This window comes from Aquisalinus flavus, from assembly GCF_014640095.1.
GTDB classification, from domain to species: Bacteria; Pseudomonadota; Alphaproteobacteria; order Caulobacterales; family Parvularculaceae; genus Aquisalinus; species Aquisalinus flavus.
In genome coordinates this window covers 856,826-875,786 of record NZ_BMGH01000001.1, presented here as the reverse complement: position 1 = coordinate 875,786, position 18,961 = coordinate 856,826, and the positions used below count along the sequence as shown (strand labels likewise).

The following is an 18,961-nucleotide window of genomic DNA, read 5'->3' as shown; positions in this document are numbered from 1 at the left end:
AGGAAAAGGCCTGACCATGCAGGTCCTGGGATGGCGAGGATGCGACGGGCCGCCGCGGGCGGCAGCGCCCTTGCTGTTGCTCGTCCTCGTAACGCTAGGCCTGACAAGCTGCGCGACCCATCGCATCGAGGATGATTTCATCCAGCTGCGCGAGGATGGCGCCATCGTCGTGCCGGTTTCCTTCACCGATGATGGCGGCATGCTGATCGACGTGCTGGTCGATGGCGAAGGCCCCTACCCGTTCCTTGTCGACACCGGATCGACCACTTCCGCCATCTTCAATGATGCCCGCGCCAGGCTCGGCATCGACGTCATCCCCGGCCGGCAGGTGCAGGTCAGGGGCATTGTCGGCACGGCCATGCGCCCCGTTATTCGTGTCGGCTCCATCGACATCGGCCCGATCCGCGAGGAGGACAAGCTGCTTGTCGTCCTCGACAGCCGCCGCCAGAATGCGGGGGAGACAGCCTCGGGCCTGATCGGTCTCGACATCCTCGGTGACTTTGCCCTTGCCTGGTACCCCGAGGAGCGGTCCTTCTATTTCATTCCGCACAGAAGCCTCGTGCCCTATGTCGAGACAGGCTGGATCGAGGTTCCGCTTCGCCGCGATCCCTATGGTGCGGGGCTCGAGGAACTCTACTTCGCCGATGTCGAGATTGACGGGCGCACCATTCCGGGGCTGGTCGACCTCGGTTCCGCTTTCACCCTGATGAACTGGGCAGATATTCAGCACCCGAGCCTTCAGGAACGCCGCCGGATGCTGCGGCGCGATTGGCAGCTCCAGGGCGCGGTCGATGAATTCCTGCCAACGGTCGCAAGCATCTATCCCGTGCTGCGCATCGGCGACTACGCCTATTACGATCACATGGTTCTGGTGCATGAATTCGATTCCGCCAACATCTCGGGTGCGGCGGGCCAGCCGCTGTTCATCGCCGGCGCCAGCATGTTTGCCGGGCATGACTTCATCATGGATTTTGCCGGGCAGAAACTATACCTCTCGCGCAGCACCATGGACCGCCCGAATCGCTCGACGACAGGCACCAGGCTGCGCAGCTACGCCACCGAGTCATACAACGTCAAATCCTTCCGCTGGAACGACTGACCTGCAGGCAGCGCAGCATTGCGTCACATTACTTCCGTGTACGCCATTCCCGGGCATAGGACGAGATTTCGGTATATTTCATCCGGTTCGCTTCATTCTGCTCGGCCAGCTCGGACTCGCTCGCGCCCCGCGCCTCGTGGTCCCGCAGGAGGGTATCCCGCCGGATCGGCACGAGCTGGGCGATCGGCATGCCCGCTGGCAGGGTGAAATCGCCCGCCGGTCCGGTCCACTGGAAGGGAAAGTTCACCGTGGTGTGGAACCGGTCGCAATCGACGAGGCCGGTGAAACAGCTGAACGGCAATTCGGCATGATTGAAAGGCTGGGTGAACAGGACCGAATACCCTTCCGGCACCTTGATGCGCCACGGGTTGATGAATTTCAGCGGCATGACTTGCTGGAATGGCGGTTCCGGCGCGCCAATCTGGCCGGGATGATGGGTCTCGACCGGCTGGAACGGCGCATCCGCCGCCCAGCCCATCCGGATGTTGACCCTGTCCTCCGGGATCAGCAGCCGCACGGTCACCGGCAGCGGGATGACGAAGCCGAGACCGAACGCATCCGCCATCGGCAGGCAGGCCTTCGCCGTCAATCCGGGCAGGCCTTCTTTTGTCGGCATGCCCATCTCCCGTTCCAGGCTGCGATACCAGTCGGGGATGAACTTGCCGGCGCGCGCCGGCGCCGGGATGGCGTCTGCGAGGCCGGGCTGGCACAGGAACTCTATCTTGCCGTCGCTGTCATCCATGCTGCTGACCCTTCCTCTCACCGGACCATGACTGAGAAAGCTCTATGGCCTTCACGCCGGTGACAGGATATACCGCGCCGGAATAACTGCAATCGAGGAGCCATCAATGAGCGATCATCGTACCGAAACCGACAGCTTCGGCCCGCTGGAAGTGCCTGCCGGCAAATATTACGGCGCCCAGTCCGCCCGCTCTCTCATCAACTTTCCGATCGGCACGGAAACCATGCCGGCTCCGCTGATCCGGGCTCTTGGCATCATCAAGCGCTCCGCCGCCAATGTGAACATGGCGCAGGACAATCTCGATGCGAAAATCGGCAAGGCCATTATCGAGGCGGCGACGGAAGTCGCCGACGGCAAGCTCGACGATCACTTCCCCCTGTCGGTCTGGCAGACCGGCTCCGGCACCCAGTCCAACATGAACACCAACGAGGTCGTCGCCAACCGCGCCATCGAGATTCTCGGCGGCGAGATCGGCTCCAAGTCCCCGGTCCATCCGAACGATCACGTCAACCGCTCGCAATCCTCCAACGACACCTTCCCGACGGCCATGCACATCGCTGCGGCGGAAGAAATCGTCCACCGCCTCGTCCCGGCGCTGCAGAGCCTGCGCGACGCCCTGAACGACAAGGCGAAGAAATTCGACGATATCATCAAGATCGGCCGCACCCACCTCCAGGACGCAACGCCGCTGACCCTCGGCCAGGAATTCTCCGGATACACCGCCATGGTCGAATACGGAATCGAGCGGGTCGAGGGCGTGCTGCCGCGCCTTTATGCGCTCGCCCAGGGCGGCACGGCAGTCGGCACCGGTATCAACTCGAAAAAAGGCTTTGCCGAGAAATTCGCCGAGGAAGTCGCCAGTTTCACCAAGCTGCCCTTTGTCACCGCACCGAACAAGTTCGAGGCGCTCGCCACCCATGACGCAATGGTCGAGGCCCATGGCGCCCTCAACGAGGTCGCCGTCTCGCTGTTCAAGATCGCCAATGATATCCGCCTGCTCGGCTCGGGTCCGCGCTCCGGCATCGCCGAGATCTCCCTGCCCGAGAACGAGCCCGGCTCGTCGATCATGCCGGGCAAGGTCAACCCGACCCAGTGCGAGGCAATGACCATGGTCTGCGCCCAGGTCATCGGCAACAACACGACCGTCTCCTTCGCCGGGTCGCAGGGTCATTTCGAGCTGAACGTGTTCAAGCCAGTCATCGCCTACAACACGCTGCAATCGATCCGCCTGCTGAGCGATGCAGCCAATTCCTTCACCGAAAAATGCGTCATCGGCATCACCGCGAATACAGCCCGCATCAAGGACCTGATGGAGCGCTCGCTGATGCTGGTCACGGCGCTGGCCCCGACCATCGGCTATGACAATGCGACCAGGATCGCCAAGGAAGCGCACAAGAATGGCACCACCCTGCGCGAGGAAGCGGTCAAGCTCGGCTATGTTTCGGAAGAGGACTATGACGACATCGTCAAGCCGGAGCACATGATCTCACCGCGTTAGATCAACCTGCGTTCGAATGGAATCATCCGAAGGCAGCGTCTTCCTCATCATCCTCCTGTGGACCGAGCTTGTTCAGGGGGATGCGGATGACGCAGGAGAAGCCCTCCGGGGCAAAGACACGTTTCACATTCGCCCCGGTGGCAGCGCCCAGATAAGTCTCGACGATCTGGGTGCCGAAGCCGGTACGGCTGGGCGACTCGACGGCCGGTCCGCCGGTCTCCACCCATTTCAGGACGAGAAATCCGCCCGGGCCTTCCTCGCCGCTGTCCAGCGGTATGATATCCCAGGTCACATGCACCTTGCCGCTGGACACGGACAGGGCGCCATACTTGGCAGCATTGGTCGCCAGTTCATGCAGCGCGAGGCCAAGGGCCTGCGCCGCCATCGGGCTGACATCGTAATCCGGTCCCTCGATCACCGCCTGACCCGCCCGTTCGGTCAGGAAGGAATCGAGCTGGATCTCCACAAGCGCCTTCAATTCGGCGGCGTTCAGACGTGTCCCGACGAGCCGGTCGAGCGACAATGACAGCGCATTGATCCGCTCGAGCAGGGCGTCGGATACGGATGGGTCCGCGCCGGAGCTTCTCAGGCTCTGGCGCGCTATCGAGCCGACGACCGTGAGCTGGTTCTTGGCCCTGTGGGAGACTTCCTTGAGCAGGAAGCGGATCTCTTCTTCCTTGCGCACCCTTTCGCCGGACGCCGAAGCAAGCTGCTCTGAGACGATATCGATTTCGGCAATGCCGGTGTTGCGCGCGGCGACAGGCTCTCCGGAACCGAGCGCGTGGGCATCGCGGGCCAGTTGTTTGATTGGTCGCGCCAGCACCCAGGCCCCCCCGGCCGCCGCTCCGATGGAGATCAGCAGCAACAGCAAGCCGGTCAACACCACCAGCATCCAGGCCCGGCGCAGCGGCGCTTCCACGACATCAGCCGGGACCCAGACTACGGCAAGCCAGCCCTCCGGCTGAACCGCCGTGACAGAAACCAGATAGCGCACGCCATCACGCTCGACAAAGGTATGGTCGGCGGGTTCTATCTCGTGAAGCATCTCGTGCTCGAAGAGGAAAGCCTGGCCGGTCGCAATATCGGCGGTCCCCGCCGCATACTGATTATTCGGATCGACGATCGCGAAATTCCAGTCTGGCGCCATGGGAAGATCGACGGCGCTGATCAGGTTTCGTGCATTCTGGGTCAGGGCAAGATTGAGTGGCTCGGCGCCGGCGCGCTTCAGATGATACACCACATTGAAGACGATCTCGCCGGAGGTCCGCCCGAAGAACAGGCTCGACATCTCGACCTCCCCCGACGACCGCGACGCATCCATCGCCTCTGTTGACGACCCTTTCCCGAGTGCGGTGCCATAGGGCAATCGCGTATTGAGAAGCTGGTTATTCTGCTCGTCGAGCACCAGAAAATAGGTGTTGGAGCCTGCCAGGGCTGTTTGGGCGTCTTCGTGAAGCTGGCTGAAATTATCCGTCAACAAACCGTTCTTGGTGGAGAGCAATTGCAGAATATACCGCATCCGCGTCGTTTCGCGGCGGAAGCCATCAGCGAGAGTGGTTGCTGCCGCATCCACCTGAACATAGACGGCATCGCGGCGGGCATCGTCATTGCGATGGATCAGCACGACCGAGAACAGAAGGCTCGGTAGCAGAACGGCAAGGACCAGGAAAAACAGAACGACCGCGAGCGGCCGCCCCGGCCGGTCAGGATTGCCGGCTGCCTTATCCTTAGCAGGGCGTAACAGCATTGCAGCGCCTTCTTCGGCCGTCCCCTGGGAAGGCTTGGTTTGAACATCACAGCACGCGACCCTGCCCGAGGCGCACAAACACCTGATAAAGGCATATCTCAGCCACCGCATAAATCTAGGATAATTTTGAGGTGACTTTTTTGCAGGTCTCTGATATCCGGGCCGGCTGGCAACGGGCTGGCCTAATCGGAGAGAGTTCATGTGGTTCCGCTGGTTCGAAAAAACCGTCTCGCCCTTCCCTGACGAGCCCCAGGACATGCCGCCAACGGGGCTTCTGGCCTTCACGTGGCATTATACCAAGCCATTCCGCTGGCTGCTCGTCGGCCTCGCACTGTTCTCGGCAGGTGCCGCGGTTGTCGAGGTTGCCATCTTCAATTTCCTCGGCTCGATCGTCGACTGGCTGGCCGGCACCGACCCGTCCGCCCTGTTCGCAGAACGCGGCACGGAACTGATCGTGATCGGCCTCGTCACCATGGTCGTCTGGCCGCTGTTCGGGTTGATCAGCGACACCATCCTGCATAACGGTCTGCTCGGGAACTACGCCATGCAGATCCGCTGGCGCGCGCACCGTTACATGCTGCGCCAATCAACCCATTTCTTCACCGATGATTTCGCCGGGCGGCTGACGACCAAGGTCATGCAGACCGCGCTCGGCGTGCGCGACGCGGTCGTGAAAGTGACGAATTTGTTCGTCTATGTCGCGGTCTATTTCATCGGCGCGGTCATCCTGTTCGCCAGCGCCGACCTGCGCCTCGCCGCACCGATCATGATCTGGCTCGTCGCCTATTTCGCCACGATGCGGCACTTCCTGCCGCAGCTGCGCGATGTCGCCAAGGAACAGGCCGACGCCCGCTCCTCGCTCGTCGGACGGATCGTCGATGCCTACACCAATATCCAGACGGTGAAGATGTTCTCCTCCGGCCAGAACGAGGAGGCCTATGCCCGCGACGGCATGGAGATCATGCTCGGCACGGTCTACCGGCAGATGCGGCAGGTCACCGGCCTGTCGGTGACGTTGAGTGTCATCAACGCTGCCCTTATTGCCACCACGCTCGGCCTCGGCCTGTGGCTGTGGTCCCAGGGGCTGGTGCAGGCAGGCGCGCTCGCTGTCGCCGGGGCGCTGCTGATGCGCATCCAGGGCATGAGCCACTGGTTCATCTTCGAGGTCGCGGGGCTGTTCGAATCCATCGGCTCGGTCCAGGACGGCATCGAGACCATTGCCCGTCCGATCAAGGTCGCAGACATTGCCGAGCCGAAACCCTTCGCCGTTGCCGGCGGCGCCATATCCTTCGACAAGGTCGGCTTCCACTATGGCAAGGGCTCCGGCATCATCGAGACCCTGTCGCTCGACATCGCGCCCGGCGAGAAGGTTGGCCTCGTCGGCCGCTCCGGTGCCGGCAAGTCGACCCTCGTCGCCCTGCTGCTGCGTCTCTACGATGTCGAAAAGGGCCGTATCCTGATCGACGGACAGGATATCTCCCAGGTCCGTCAGGACGAGTTGCGAAAGGCCATCGCCGTGGTCTCGCAGGATACGTCCCTGCTCCATCGCTCGATCTACGACAACATCGCCTATGGCCGCGAGGATGCGACGATGGAGATGGTCGAGAACGCCGCCCGTCTCGCCGAAGCGGCGGACTTCATCCCCGATCTCGTCGATGGCAAGGGCCGCACGGGTTACGACGCCCATGTCGGCGAGCGCGGGGTCAAGCTTTCCGGCGGCCAGCGCCAGCGCATCGCGATTGCCCGGCTGATCCTGAAGAACGCGCCGATCCTGATCCTCGACGAGGCCACCTCTGCCCTCGATTCGGAAGTCGAGCTGGCGATCCAGACCCAGCTGCAACAGCTGATGGTCGGCAAGACCGTGCTCGCTATCGCCCACCGGCTGTCGACCATCGCGGCGATGGACCGGCTGGTCATTATCGACCGTGGGCGGATCGTCGAGCAGGGCAGCCACCGCGACCTGGTAGAACGCGGCGGCATCTATGCCGACCTCTGGGCCCACCAGTCAGGCGGCTTCATCGGCGCGGATGAGCCGATAGAAGAACCAGCGCAATAGGCTCCCGCCTATTCAGCTTCCTGCCAGACGCGCACATAGTCGACTTCCATCCGTACCGGGAATTCCGTCTCGGCGATCTTCGACTCGTCATTGCCGCCCCAGCCGCCGACGGCGACGTTCATCAGCAGGTATTGCGGGTCGAAGAACGGCCATGAGCCGGTCCCGGTACCGTCATTGTCGAGCGCGAAGAAAATTTCGCCATCGACGCCGATCTCGATCCGGTCTTTGGTCCAGTGCAGCTGGTAGTCGTGAAACGCTTCGCAGGCGGTCGGCAGGTCGATCTTGCTGCCGCGGCCGGTCCCCTTGGAGTGTGTGTAGTCGCGGGTGTGGACCGTGCCATAGACCGTGTCCGGTTCCGTGCCGACATGCTCCATGATGTCGATCTCCCCGCCATCGGGCCAGCCCAGATCGCTATCCGAGAGCATCCAGATTGCCGGCCAGACGCCATAGCCGCACGGCACTTTTGCCCTGATCTCGAAGAAGCCGTATTGCCACGACTGCCTGCCCTCGGTGATCAGCCGGGCCGAGGTGAATTCCTGTCCGCCCCAATCATCCTCTTGCGCCAGCTCTTCGCGGTGCGCCTCGATGACCAGCACGCCATCTTCCTGGCGGGAATTCTGCAACCGCGCATCGGCATAATATTGCAGCTCGTCATTATACCAGCCGCCCTTGTTGGCGTGGGTATCATAGGCCCATTTGGAGGCGTCGGGCAGTCCCTCGCCGTTGAACTCGTCAGCCCACACCAGCTCGTATCCGGCCGGTGGCGTCTGTTCCAGCATATAGGTTTCGCCGGCCGCTTCCTTCGCGCCGAGATTTACCTCGTCATCGGCCGATGCGCAGGCTGCGGCGGCAAGGCCAGTGGCCAGCGCCAGAAGCGACGCCTTGAGAAAGTGCGATCCGTGAAGTGTTGAAGCCATTTCTGTTTCCTCTCTTGTTCTGTCCGTTAGCTTATCGACAACTGGCCGCCACTCAAGAGCGCTTGCGGTGAAACGGTCTCCTCAAGCCGGTGAGCCGGACGCCGGCTTCCTTGCTGCACCGCAAAAAATGGTGGATCAATGCGACGGGCACTGCTAGGCCACCGGCATCAAGAGAAAATTTTCAAGCCCTTTGCGCTTCCAAACCCGTTGGAGACGATCCGTGAATTCTGACTTTATTGCCCGCATGCGGCGGGAATGGTTCGGCAATGTCCGCGCCGACCTCATCGCCGGCCTTGTCGTAGCCCTGGCCCTCATCCCTGAAGCAATCGCCTTTTCGATCATCGCCGGCGTCGACCCCAGGGTCGGTCTCTATGCCTCCTTCTCGATCGCGGTTCTCGTCGCCATTACCGGCGGGCGCCCCGGCATGATCTCCGCCGCGACTGCCGCGACCGCCGTCCTCATGGTCACCCTCGTGCGCGATTACGGCCTGGAATATCTGCTCGCTGCCACGGTCCTCGCCGGCCTGATCCAGATCGGCTGCGGTCTTTTGAAGCTCGGCTATGTCATGCGCTTCGTCTCGCGCTCGGTTCTCACCGGCTTCGTCAACGCCCTCGCCATCCTGATCTTCATGGCGCAAATACCGGAACTGGTCGGCGTGCCGTGGCTGACCTATCCCATGGTCGCTGCCGGGCTTGCCATCATCTATCTCTTCCCGATGCTGACGAAAGCGATCCCCTCGCCGCTCGTCTGCATCGTCCTCCTCACCGGTGTCGCGCTGATCTTCGGCTTCGACCTGCGCACCGTCGGCGACATGGGCGAGTTGCCGGATACGCTGCCGGTCTTCCTCCTGCCCGATATCCCGCTGACCTGGGAAACGCTGCAGATCATCCTGCCCTATTCGGCCGCCGTCGCCGTCGTCGGCCTGCTGGAATCGCTGCTGACCGCCTCCATCGTCGACGAACTGACCGACACGCCATCCGACAAGAACCAGGAGTGCATCGGCCAGGGCATCGCCAACACGGCGACCGGCTTTATCGGCGGCATGGCCGGCTGCGCCATGATCGGCCAGTCGATCATCAACGTGAAATCCGGCGGCCGCGGACGGTTGTCCTGTTTTTCTGCCGGTGTCTATCTGCTCATCATGGTCGTGTTCATCGGCGACATCGTGGCCCTCGTGCCCATGGCTGCGCTCGTTGCGATCATGATCATGGTCTCGATCGGCACCTTCTCCTGGTCGTCGATAAAGAATCTTCGCGACCACCCGCGCTCCTCTTCCATCGTCATGATCGCGACCGTCGTGGTGACGATCTTCAGCCACAACCTCGCCATCGGTGTCCTTGTCGGCGTGCTTCTGTCGGCCATTTTCTTCGCATGGAAGATCGCCCAGATTTTCGGCATCCGCTCGGCACTGTCTGACGACGGCCTCACCCGCACCTATACCGTGGAAGGGCAGCTGTTCTTTGCCTCGACCGAGGATTTTGCTGCCGCCTTCGACTACAAGGAGGCCCTCGACAAGGTCGTGATTGATGTTTCCAATGCCCATATCTGGGATATATCCTCGGTCCAGGCCCTCGATATGGCGGTACTGAAATTCCGTCGCGAAGGCGCTGAGGTCGAGATCGTCGGGCTGAACGATGCAAGCCGTACGATCGTCGACCGGCTTGCCGAACATGACAAGCCCGGCGCCATGGACCGGCTGCTCAACCATTAGGGAGACAAGAATGAGAAAAATCACCGCCCTGATCGATGGATCGGTCTATTCGCACAGCGTTTGCGACCATGCCGCCTGGGTCGCGGGCCGCACCGACCGGTCTATCGAAATCCTGCACGTCCTCGGCCGCCGTCACCTGTCGAGCTCGACCCAGAACCTCTCCGGCCAGATCGGCCTCGGCGCCCGTTCGGCCCTGCTCAAGGAACTATCCGATCATGACGCCCAGAGCGCAAAGCTCGCCAAGGTCCGTGGCCGCGCCATTCTCGACGATGCCCGTAAACACCTCGAGGACGCAGGCATCGAGAAGGTCGAGACCCATCTGCGCCATGGCGGCGTGGTCGAAAGTGTCCACGAGATCGAAGACGAAACCGATCTCATCGTCATCGGCAAGCGCGGCGAGGCCGCCGATTTCGACAAGGGCCATATCGGCTCAAACCTCGAACGCGTGGTCCGTGCGACGAAGAAGCCCGTCCTCGTCGCTTCCCGCGCCTTCAAGCCTGTCAACCGTGTACTGATCGCCTTCGATGGCGGCAAGAGCGTGATGAAAGCCGTCGAGCACCTCGCCGCCAGCAAGCTGTTGCAGGACACGCACATATCCCTGCTCACCGTCGGCGAGCCGAAAACCGAAACCAGCCGCCAGCTCGATGGTGCCGCCACCCTGCTTAAGGATGCCGGTTTCAGCGTTGAGTCCACAATCAAGCCGGGCCAGCCGGAGGCGGTCATCGCCGCGACCGTTGAAGAAGGCAAATACGACCTCCTCGTCATCGGCGCCTATGGCCATTCGCGCATCCGCACCATGATCATCGGCTCGACCACGACCCACATGATCCGCGACTGCAAGGTGCCCCTGATGTTGTTCCGGTGATGCTCCCCGGGTAATTCCGCTCACTCTTGCCAAGGCCGACAGAACCCGTTTTACTACCTGAAGTGGAGCGAGGAACTATGTTCAGAAACCTGGTTGCGGCCTTTTGCGCCCTGTTGGTGATGACCGGCCCGGCATTGGCCAAATGGCACGAGGTCAAAACGGAAAACTTTACCGTGCGCGGCGATGCCAGCCTCGACACCTTGCAGGACATGGCGCTGGAGCTGGAGCGCTTTCGCATCTTCCTCGGCTATATCTATGCGAACCATCTGCCAGAGCGCGAACCGGTCAACGTGCCGGTCTATGTCATGCGCGACGAACGTTCGTTCAAGGAGTTGTTCCCGGCCAACAATGTCGGCGGCGTCTTCACCAGCCGGATCGAGATGCCTATCTTCGCCGTGAATGCGGAAAAGGACTATTCAAGTTCCTTCGTCAAGGGCCAGCGCCGCGATGGCAAGCGCCGCGCCCGTGAGTTCATCAAGCACGAATATGTACACCACTTCATCCACATGAACGGGCCATCCTATTTCCCGATGTGGTATAATGAGGGGCTTGCGGACTATTACTCGTCATTCGAATACAAGGACGGCCTGGCGGTCCTCGGCGGTGCCATTTCGGAACGCGGCGTCTGGCTCGTCTATGGCGAAAAACTGCCTTGGGATTATGTCTTCTCATCGCTGCGCGACTGGCGAGCCAATCCCGAGACCGGCTCCACCAGCAGTTATGATGTCGCGATGTACTACGCGCAAAGCTGGCTTGCCGTGCAATACCTGATGGCCGACGACACACGGCGCATGGGCCTCGATGCCTATATCAAGGCGATCAACCCGGGTATTGTCGGCCATGACGCCAGGTTCGAGGACTCCTTCGGCATGACGATGGAACAGATGGGCGAGCGCATCGATACCTATCTCGACAAGAACAATCTGCTCGTGCTGCAATATGATCTGACGGCTGACAATATCCAGGTCGATATGCAAACCCGTCAGCTGGACCGCTGGGAAGAGGAGTATCACTTCCTTTACGGACGGCGCTTTTTCGTCGCCGATGACGAGGACAGGCAAGAGCTGGCAACGCGCCTTGAAAAGCTGCTCGACCAGCAGACCGGAAACATTGCCGTCATGATGGAACTGGCTTTCCTCAGGCTGGAGCAGGAAGATCGCGACAAGGCGAACGCAATCGCGGACCGGGCCCTTGCCATCGACCCCGAAAACAGCATGGCCATGGTCATCAAGGGAATGACCGCGCCCTTCGTCGAAAAGCGGGAATGGCTGCGCAAGGCGCGCGAAGCCGATCCGGAAAACATCCGCGCCAATTATGAATACGCCCTGACCTTCCGCGAAAGCGCCGTGCCGGAAGCCCTGGAAGCGGCAATTCAGGTAATGCATTCCAGCGCGAACCGTCTCGAGGTCCCGATGCTGGTCGGCGAGATGCTGATCAACCTGGAATATTACGAAGAAGCGCGCCGCATTCTCGAGCCGCTGGCCGCCTGGTCTTATGACGGCCGCGATCGCAGCCAGGCCGAATGGCTCTTGTCGCGGATACCCGAGGAGCAGGAGACGGCTGAAGCGGTCGCGGAGTAAGCCTCTTTAACGGCGCGCAGATCGTGATACCATCGGCTGATGCAAAGTGATTCTGTCCGCGGCTCTGCCCTGTCGACCGAAGACCTGTTGAAGGCCTACACCCTCGGCTATTTCCCGATGTCGGAGGCCCATGACGATCCGGATGTGTTCTGGGTGCTGCCCGAATATCGTGGCGTACTCAGGATCGGCGAGTTTCACATCCCCAAATCTCTCAGGAAAGCCGTGCGTCAGGACCGGGTCGACATCCGGGTGGATACGGCTTTCAGGGAGACCATGATCGGCTGCGCCGCACCGGCCACGGGCCGCGAAGAGACCTGGATCAACGAGCGTATCCTCGAGACCTATTGCGCCCTCCACCGCCAGGGTCATGCCCATTCGGTCGAGGCCTGGCTCGACGGCGAGCTTGTCGGCGGACTTTACGGCGTGTCGATCAATGGCGCATTTTTCGGCGAGAGCATGTTTTCCCGCGTCACCGATGCCTCGAAGATTGCCCTCGTCCATCTCGTCGGCAGGCTGAGGGCGGGCGGCTACACCCTGCTCGATACACAGTTCTACACGCCCCATCTAGGCCAGTTCGGGATCAGCGAAATCCCGAAGGCGCGGTATCAGAGCTTGCTCGATGAAGCGCTCGGCACACGGGGCAATTTCTTCGCCCTGCCGCGTCAGATCGCCGGATCGACCATCTTGCAGTCGACGACCCAGACGTCATAGACCGGATGCTCAAGCGCGTTCAGCGCCGGGCTGGAGGCAAACATCCACCCGTTGAACAGCGTCTTGTCGCCGTCATCGTCCTCGGTGGTGATACCGCCATCGACCGCGTCGACATCGCGATAGCTTGCCTGCGTCGGGTCCATGCTGTTGTCGATATCCTCCGGACGGGCAACGGTGTTGTCGACTTTCGACTCGCCGGCGACCAGCGGCTCATCCTCGACATAGTCGCGGTTCAGCGCGTCGGTCCCGTCACTCGTTGGCAGGCGGACGAAATCATCCGTCGCCGCGATCTCGAGAAACGCGGTAATTTCCGGCACTTCCTCCGGCGGGCGCTTGTCGCAGGTGCGCGGCACGATGGCGAGGGTACCGAATTTCGCTTCGGCACCGATGTCGATGACCAGGTCGGTATAGCGCGCCGTGATCTTGTCGAGCGCCCGCAGGGTCACGGAGACCGGCTCCAGCGGGTTGTCCGAGCGCGCGTCATAGGTATCGCTGCCATAACTGAGACCGGATTCGGACAGCGACAGCCGCTCCAGCTCGGTCAGGGGGCGGCCGGCCTTTTCCGGGTCGACGCTCTCCGGTGTCTTCTGCCAGCCAAATTGCTGCTCCGGCCTTTGCCCGCGGTCCGGCTGGGCATAGGCCATGGCGACACCGCCGGCGGCGGCAAGGGAGGCAGTGATCAGCAACAGGCGCTTCATGAAAGTCCCTAACTCGCGACGGACCCTTCGATCCGCTTGACGTCTTTCGAGTCCAGTTCGCCCTCGATACCCTCGGGCGTCCATGGCTGGTAATCCTGCCATGGCTCCTCGCCCTTGCCGGCAAGATAAAGCGACCCGGCCGGGTGATAGGCGAGCGGCGTGCCGGTCATGTTGGGCAAATGCGCCTTTTCCCATGGCTTGGGCACATAGTGTTCCTTGGTCGGCGGGACATCGACCGTGTGATGCAGCCAGCCATGCCATTCGGTCGGCACGCGCGAGGCCTCGGCCACGCCGTGATAGACGACCCAGCGGCGTGTGCGCCCGTCGGCATAGTCATGCTTGCCTGCGGCTTCGTAATATTTGTTGCCCTGGGCGTCATCGCCGATCAGCTTGGCGCCGGTGCGCCACATGGTGAAGGAAAGTCCGATCGTGGCGCTGTCCCACCAGGCAAAAATACGTTTCAGCATCGTGTCTCGCTCACAGGTCATGGGGCCATGACAGCCCCGGAGTCTTTGACGGGCACGGATAGCCCGGGATTCTGGCGGGACTATGGCGCAGTGCGCCCGGCACGTCCAGTGACGAGATGGCCATTTTTGGCGGGCCTATGACGCAGAAGACGGCGGTTCGGACGCTGACCCGGGTGCTGCATGCGACTTTGGCCGCCGGCTTTTGCGGGCCATCATGTTGAGCGCCTCGACAAAGGCCGAGAACGCCATCGCGGCATAGATATAGCCCTTGGGCAGATGCGCGCCGAAGCCTTCCGCGATCAGCGTCGTGCCGATCAGCAGCAGGAAGCCGAGCGCCAGCATGACAATGGTCGGGTGGCGGCGGATGAACTCCGCCATCGGGTCGGCGGCGATCAGCATCACGATCACCGCGACGATCACGGCGATGAACATCACCGGCAGATAGTCGGTCATCCCCACCGCCGTGAGGATCGAATCGATGGAAAAGACAGCATCGAGTATCAGGATCTGGGTGACGACGGCGGCAAAGCCAACCCCGGTGCCCTTGGGCATTTTCCCCCGGCGCGTCGGGCTTGGGTCATCCGCCTCCGGCTCGATATGGCCGTGAATCTCCTTCGTCGCTTTCCACACCAGAAACAGCCCGCCCGCGATCAGGATCAGGTCCCGGACCGAGAAGCCGTGATCGAACACGGTGAACAACGGGCTCGTCAGCTGCACGATAAAGGCGATCGTGCCGAGCAGCAGCAGACGCAGGATCAGCGCCCCGGCGATGCCGATCCGCCGCGCTGACGAGCGCTGGTGCTCCGGCAGCTTGTTGGTGAGGATCGAGATGAAGATGAGGTTGTCGATCCCCAGTACCACCTCCATGACGATAAGGGCGGCGAGCGCCGCCCACGCATCGGGGGCGGTAAAGGTCTGGACGAGATAGTCGATCATGGGAGAATCCGGTTCTGGCAGGATGAAAAGGAGGGGCTCGATACCTAAATGGTATGGACAGCGTTGCGGTTCCTGAAACCGTCGTATTCACTGTGGAAAAACAGGACGAAGCACCTGAAAATGACATTATTTCCCGTGTTATAGTTATGCCCGCACCGGCAGGATACCGAATTCCATGAAGATCGACCGATTTTATACCACCCGAGCCTCAGGCGCCTATGGCGACATGGCCTTTCGCGAGGCCTCCAGCGAGTTGCGCAATCTCGACGGTGGCGGCACCAACCGGCTCGACGGCATCACCGTACCGGAAGCCTGGTCGCAAACGGCGGTCGACATCCTCGCCCAGAAATATCTGCGCAAGGCCGGCGTCCCCGCTGCGACGAAACCGGTCGACGAACCGGGCGTTCCCTCCTTCCTCGCCCGCCATGTCGCCGACGCAAAGGCGCTGCAAGCCTTGCCCGAAGACCGGCGCTACGGCCCCGAGACCGACGCCACGAAGGTCTTCGACCGCATGGCCGGTGCCTGGGCCTGGTGGGGCTGGAAAGGCGGTTACTTCGACTCCGAAGAGGACGCGCGCGCCTATTACGACGAGATGCGCCACATGATCGCCGCCCAGATCGCCGCGCCGAACTCGCCGCAATGGTTCAATACCGGCCTGCACTGGGCCTATGGCATAGACGGCCCGGCGCAGGGCCATTTCTATGCCGACCACCAGTCCGGCGAGGTCAGCCTCGCCACCTCCGCCTATGAGCGGCCCCAGCCCCATGCCTGCTTCATCCAGTCGGTAAAGGACGACCTCGTCGGCGAGGGCGGCATTCTCTCGCTGTGGCGGGACGAAGCGCGGCTGTTCAAGTTCGGCTCCGGCACAGGCTCCAACTTCTCGACGATTCGCGGCACTGGCGAGCCCCTGTCCGGCGGCGGCACCTCCTCCGGCCTCATCTCCTTCCTGAAGATGGGCGATGTTTCCGCAGGCTCGATCAAGTCCGGCGGCGTCACCCGCCGCGCCGCCAAGATGGTGATCGTCGATATCGACCACCCGGATATCGAGGATTTCATCGAGTGGAAATCGCGCGAGGAACAAAAGGTCGCCGCCCTCGTCGTCGGCTCGAAAGCGCTGCAGAGGCATTTCAACGCGATCCTGAAGGCGACCCAGGTCGAAGGCGAGAAAGGCAAGCTCGCCGATCCGTTCAACCCGAAAAAGAACGAGACGCTGAAGGCTGCCGTGAAAGCGGCCCGCCGCGATGGTGTGCCCGACACGGCGATCAAGCGCGCGATCCAGTGGGCGAGCCAGGGTTATACGGAAATCACCGTCGACCAGTATTCGACCGACTGGGATGGCGAAGGATATCGCTCCGTCTTCGGCCAGAACGCCAACAACTCGGTCCGTGTCACCAATGACTTCATCAGCGCCGTCGAGGAAAACCGCGACTGGAACCTCACCCGCCGCACCGACGGCGACGTCCACCGCACGGTCAAGGCGCGCGAACTGTGGCGCAAGATCGGCGAGGCTGCCTGGGCGAGTGCCGATCCCGGCCTGCAATTCCACGATACCATCAACGAATGGCATACCTGCCCGGCGGGCGGCGAGATCAGGGGCTCCAATCCGTGCTCTGAATATATGTTCCTCGACAACACCGCCTGCAACCTCGCCTCGATCAATTTGAAGAAATTCCTGAATGCCGATGGCGGCTTCGATACAGATGGCTTCATCCATGCCTGCCGGTTGTGGACGATCACGCTGGAAATCTCCGTCATGATGGCCGCCTATCCGACCCGCGAGGTGGCGAAGCTCTCCCACGCCTATCGCACACTCGGGCTCGGCTTTGCCAATCTCGGCGGCTTGCTGATGTCGTCAGGCCTGGCCTATGACTCCGCGGAAGGCCGCACTGTCGCCGGGGCGATCAGTGCCCTGATGACCGGTACCGCCTATCGCACTTCGGCCGAGCTTGCCGCCGATATGGGCCCGTTCGCCCGCTACCATGAAAACTCCGACGCGATGATGCGCGTCATGCGCAACCATGCCGCTGCCGCCGGCGCCGTGCATGAGTATGAAGGCGTCACCCACAAGCCCCGCGCCCTGCCGGAGAGCACGACCTTCCCCGGCCTTGGCCTGAAGCTCGCCGATGTCTGGCACCAGGCGCTGGCGCTGGGCGGCAGGCACGGCTTCCGCAACGCACAGGTCTCGGTCGTCGCCCCGACCGGCACGATAGGCCTCGTGATGGATTGCGACACGACCGGCATCGAGCCCGACTTTGCGCTGGTCAAGTTCAAGAAGCTCGCCGGTGGCGGCCATTTCAAGATCATCAACCGCGCCGTCCCGTCCGCCCTCGCCACACTCGGCTATAGCGAGAACGAGATCGAGGCGATCAGCAACTACGCCGTCGGCCGGGGCACGCTGGAAGGCGCGCCCGGTATTTCATTCGATGATCTGCGCGCGGAAGGGTTCGGCGACAAGCAGATCGCCGCGCTGAAGCCCGCCCTGCCCGGCGCGTTCGACATCACCTATGTCTTCAACGCCCACACGCTCGGCGAATCCTTCATCCGCGGCACGCTCGGGCTGCAGGACGATGATGTTTTCAAGTCCGGCTATCAATTGCTGCGCGATATCGGCTTCTCCGACCAGGATATCCACCAGGCAAACCTTTGGTGCTGCGGCACCATGTGCCTCGAAGGCGCACCAGGCCTGAAGGCCGGGCACCTGCCCGTGTTCGACTGCGCCACGCCCTGTGGACGCATTGGCACCCGCGCCCTCTCTGTCGCCGCCCATATCGAAATGATGGCCGCCGTCCAGCCGTTCATTTCCGGCGCCATTTCCAAGACCGTGAACCTGCCGGGCAACGCCACGGTCGATGATTGCGCCCGCACCTATCGCACCGCGTGGACGCGCGGCCTGAAATCCATCGCGCTCTACCGCGACGGCTCGAAATTGTCCCAGCCGCTCGCCTCCGCGCTTCTGTCCGCCGACGATATGGAGGACGAGCTCGAAGATGCGCCCGCCGGCGAAAAGGCCCGCATCGTCGCTGAACGGATCGTCGAGAAGATCGTCGAGCGCGCGCCGGGCCGCAAGCGCCTGCCCGACCGGCGCAAGGGATATATCCAGAAGGCCATTGTCGGCGGCCACAAGGTCTATCTGCATACGGGTGAATTCGACGATGGCGAGCTCGGCGAGATCTTCATCGACATGCACAAGGAAGGCGCTGCCTTCCGCTCACTGATGAACAATTTCGCCATCGCCATATCCCTCGGCCTGCAATATGGCGTCCCACTGGAGGAGTATGTCGACGCCTATCTATTCACCCGGTTCGAGCCGGCAGGCCCGGTCCAGGGCAATGACAAGATCAAGAACGCCAACTCGATCCTCGATTATATCTTCCGCGAACTGGCGATTTCCTATCTCGGCCGCGACGACCTCGCCCACACGCCGAACGAGGAAGGGTTCGACTCCCTCGGCAAGGGGGTCGATGAGGAGAAAGTGCAGACCGAAGCCTCTCGCCTCATCTCCAAGGGCTTCTCGCGCTCGTCGGGCATGGACAATCTCGTCGTCCTGCGTGGCGGCGAATTCGACCGCCTGCGCCAGGAAGCCTCTGGCCGCGATAAATCCGCTCGCGGGGCGAACGACACCGAGATCGTCGAGCCTGGCGACATCGAAACCGGCCTCGAAGAGATCAAGGAGCGCCAGACCAATGTCCGCGGCTCATCGCCGGCGAAAGGCTCCGTACCGTCCGGCAAGCTGTCCTCCCCGCGCGGCGAGCGCGAGGACGCGATCGTGAAGGGCTATGAAGGCGATGCCTGCCCGGACTGTGGCCAGTTCACGCTGGTGCGCTCGGGCACCTGCCTCAAATGCGAAAGCTGCGGTTCGTCAACCGGCTGCTCGTAGACGCAATGGTTGCGGCCGATGAGAAAAATTCAGGGTCTGGAAGGCGCTCGAAAGAGC

14 protein-coding genes are annotated in these 18,961 nt (G+C 62.1%); 8 read left to right on the top strand and 6 right to left on the bottom strand.

All coding sequences use genetic code 11. The features are described 5' to 3' along the window. Positions 1 to 16 precede the first annotated feature (16 nt). Positions 17 to 1,099, top strand: coding sequence for a retropepsin-like aspartic protease (locus tag IEV88_RS03975; protein WP_188159977.1), 1,083 nt, complete (start codon positions 17 to 19; stop codon positions 1,097 to 1,099). Positions 1,100 to 1,127: 28 nt separating this feature from the next. Here IEV88_RS03975 and IEV88_RS03970 read toward each other — a convergent pair whose 3' ends face one another. Next, positions 1,128 to 1,841 carry a hypothetical protein gene (locus IEV88_RS03970; RefSeq protein WP_188159976.1) on the bottom strand — a complete coding sequence of 238 codons (714 nt, stop codon included), beginning with the start codon at positions 1,839 to 1,841 and terminating at the stop codon, positions 1,128 to 1,130. A 106-nt stretch (positions 1,842 to 1,947) separates the two neighbouring features. Between IEV88_RS03970 and fumC the strand changes: the two genes are divergently transcribed. Next, a complete protein-coding gene (fumC, locus tag IEV88_RS03965) occupies positions 1,948 to 3,339 on the top strand; it encodes a class II fumarate hydratase (RefSeq protein WP_188159975.1) in 1,392 nt (463 codons plus the stop codon). A 22-nt stretch (positions 3,340 to 3,361) separates the two neighbouring features. Here fumC and IEV88_RS03960 read toward each other — a convergent pair whose 3' ends face one another. After that, a complete protein-coding gene (locus IEV88_RS03960) occupies positions 3,362 to 5,086 on the bottom strand; it encodes a sensor histidine kinase (RefSeq protein ID WP_188159974.1) in 1,725 nt (574 codons plus the stop codon). A 199-nt stretch (positions 5,087 to 5,285) separates the two neighbouring features. On the opposite strand from IEV88_RS03960, the gene IEV88_RS03955 reads away from it, so the two are divergent. After that, positions 5,286 to 7,142, top strand: a complete 1,857-nt coding sequence (locus tag IEV88_RS03955) for an ABC transporter ATP-binding protein (RefSeq protein ID WP_188159973.1) — start codon at positions 5,286 to 5,288, stop codon at positions 7,140 to 7,142. A gap of 8 nt (positions 7,143 to 7,150) precedes the next feature. On the opposite strand, the gene IEV88_RS03950 is transcribed toward IEV88_RS03955, so the two are convergent. Then, a complete protein-coding gene (locus IEV88_RS03950; RefSeq protein ID WP_188159972.1) occupies positions 7,151 to 8,059 on the bottom strand; it encodes a glycoside hydrolase family 16 protein in 909 nt (302 codons plus the stop codon). A 244-nt stretch (positions 8,060 to 8,303) separates the two neighbouring features. Here IEV88_RS03950 and IEV88_RS03945 point away from each other — a divergent pair, with 244 nt between their 5' ends. From IEV88_RS03945 to aat, 4 genes are all read left to right on the top strand, one after another. Continuing rightward, positions 8,304 to 9,770, top strand: coding sequence for a SulP family inorganic anion transporter (locus IEV88_RS03945; RefSeq protein ID WP_188160534.1), 1,467 nt, complete (start codon positions 8,304 to 8,306; stop codon positions 9,768 to 9,770). 10 nt (positions 9,771 to 9,780) lie between these two features. Next, entirely contained in the window at positions 9,781 to 10,635 is an 855-nt protein-coding gene (locus tag IEV88_RS03940; RefSeq protein WP_188159971.1) for a universal stress protein, read from the top strand. Positions 10,636 to 10,712: 77 nt separating this feature from the next. Next, entirely contained in the window at positions 10,713 to 12,215 is a 1,503-nt protein-coding gene (locus IEV88_RS03935) for a tetratricopeptide repeat protein (protein ID WP_188159970.1), read from the top strand. A gap of 39 nt (positions 12,216 to 12,254) precedes the next feature. Then, the gene (gene aat, locus IEV88_RS03930) at positions 12,255 to 12,926 is read left to right on the top strand and encodes a leucyl/phenylalanyl-tRNA--protein transferase (RefSeq protein WP_188159969.1); all 672 of its coding nucleotides are present in this window, start codon (positions 12,255 to 12,257) and stop codon (positions 12,924 to 12,926) included. Here aat and IEV88_RS03925 read toward each other — a convergent pair. The 3 genes from IEV88_RS03925 to IEV88_RS03915 form a co-directional block, all read right to left on the bottom strand. Continuing rightward, positions 12,878 to 13,624 carry a DUF2155 domain-containing protein gene (locus tag IEV88_RS03925; RefSeq protein WP_188159968.1) on the bottom strand — a complete coding sequence of 249 codons (747 nt, stop codon included), beginning with the start codon at positions 13,622 to 13,624 and terminating at the stop codon, positions 12,878 to 12,880. The two genes, aat and IEV88_RS03925, sit on opposite strands and share 49 nt — an antisense overlap. An 8-nt stretch (positions 13,625 to 13,632) precedes the next feature. Then, on the bottom strand, positions 13,633 to 14,091 hold the full coding sequence (locus IEV88_RS03920) for an NADH:ubiquinone oxidoreductase subunit NDUFA12 (RefSeq protein WP_206711337.1): 459 nt from the start codon (positions 14,089 to 14,091) through the stop codon (positions 13,633 to 13,635). Positions 14,092 to 14,226: 135 nt separating this feature from the next. After that, a complete protein-coding gene (locus IEV88_RS03915) occupies positions 14,227 to 15,024 on the bottom strand; it encodes a TerC family protein (protein WP_188160533.1) in 798 nt (265 codons plus the stop codon). A 178-nt stretch (positions 15,025 to 15,202) separates the two neighbouring features. On the opposite strand from IEV88_RS03915, the gene IEV88_RS03910 reads away from it, so the two are divergent. Beyond that, positions 15,203 to 18,904 (top strand): vitamin B12-dependent ribonucleotide reductase, encoded by a 3,702-nt coding sequence (locus IEV88_RS03910; RefSeq protein WP_188159966.1) that lies wholly within the window; start codon positions 15,203 to 15,205, stop codon positions 18,902 to 18,904. Positions 18,905 to 18,961 lie beyond the last annotated feature (57 nt).

What these genes read in the sequence shown, in the direction of transcription:
- IEV88_RS03960 (WP_188159974.1), bottom strand. Translation starts at nt 5,086, where the DNA reads ATGCTGTTACGCCCTGCTAAGGATAAGGCAGCCGGCAATCCTGACCGG.
- IEV88_RS03925 (WP_188159968.1), bottom strand. Translation starts at nt 13,624, where the DNA reads ATGAAGCGCCTGTTGCTGATCACTGCCTCCCTTGCCGCCGCCGGCGGT.
- IEV88_RS03955 (WP_188159973.1), top strand. Translation starts at nt 5,286, where the DNA reads ATGTGGTTCCGCTGGTTCGAAAAAACCGTCTCGCCCTTCCCTGACGAG.
- IEV88_RS03920 (WP_206711337.1), bottom strand. Translation starts at nt 14,091, where the DNA reads ATGCTGAAACGTATTTTTGCCTGGTGGGACAGCGCCACGATCGGACTT.
- IEV88_RS03945 (WP_188160534.1), top strand. Translation starts at nt 8,304, where the DNA reads ATGCGGCGGGAATGGTTCGGCAATGTCCGCGCCGACCTCATCGCCGGC.
- IEV88_RS03935 (WP_188159970.1), top strand. Translation starts at nt 10,713, where the DNA reads ATGTTCAGAAACCTGGTTGCGGCCTTTTGCGCCCTGTTGGTGATGACC.
- IEV88_RS03940 (WP_188159971.1), top strand. Translation starts at nt 9,781, where the DNA reads ATGAGAAAAATCACCGCCCTGATCGATGGATCGGTCTATTCGCACAGC.
- IEV88_RS03970 (WP_188159976.1), bottom strand. Translation starts at nt 1,841, where the DNA reads ATGGATGACAGCGACGGCAAGATAGAGTTCCTGTGCCAGCCCGGCCTC.
- fumC (WP_188159975.1), top strand. Translation starts at nt 1,948, where the DNA reads ATGAGCGATCATCGTACCGAAACCGACAGCTTCGGCCCGCTGGAAGTG.
- IEV88_RS03950 (WP_188159972.1), bottom strand. Translation starts at nt 8,059, where the DNA reads ATGGCTTCAACACTTCACGGATCGCACTTTCTCAAGGCGTCGCTTCTG.
- IEV88_RS03910 (WP_188159966.1), top strand. Translation starts at nt 15,203, where the DNA reads ATGAAGATCGACCGATTTTATACCACCCGAGCCTCAGGCGCCTATGGC.
- IEV88_RS03975 (WP_188159977.1), top strand. Translation starts at nt 17, where the DNA reads ATGCAGGTCCTGGGATGGCGAGGATGCGACGGGCCGCCGCGGGCGGCA.
- aat (WP_188159969.1), top strand. Translation starts at nt 12,255, where the DNA reads ATGCAAAGTGATTCTGTCCGCGGCTCTGCCCTGTCGACCGAAGACCTG.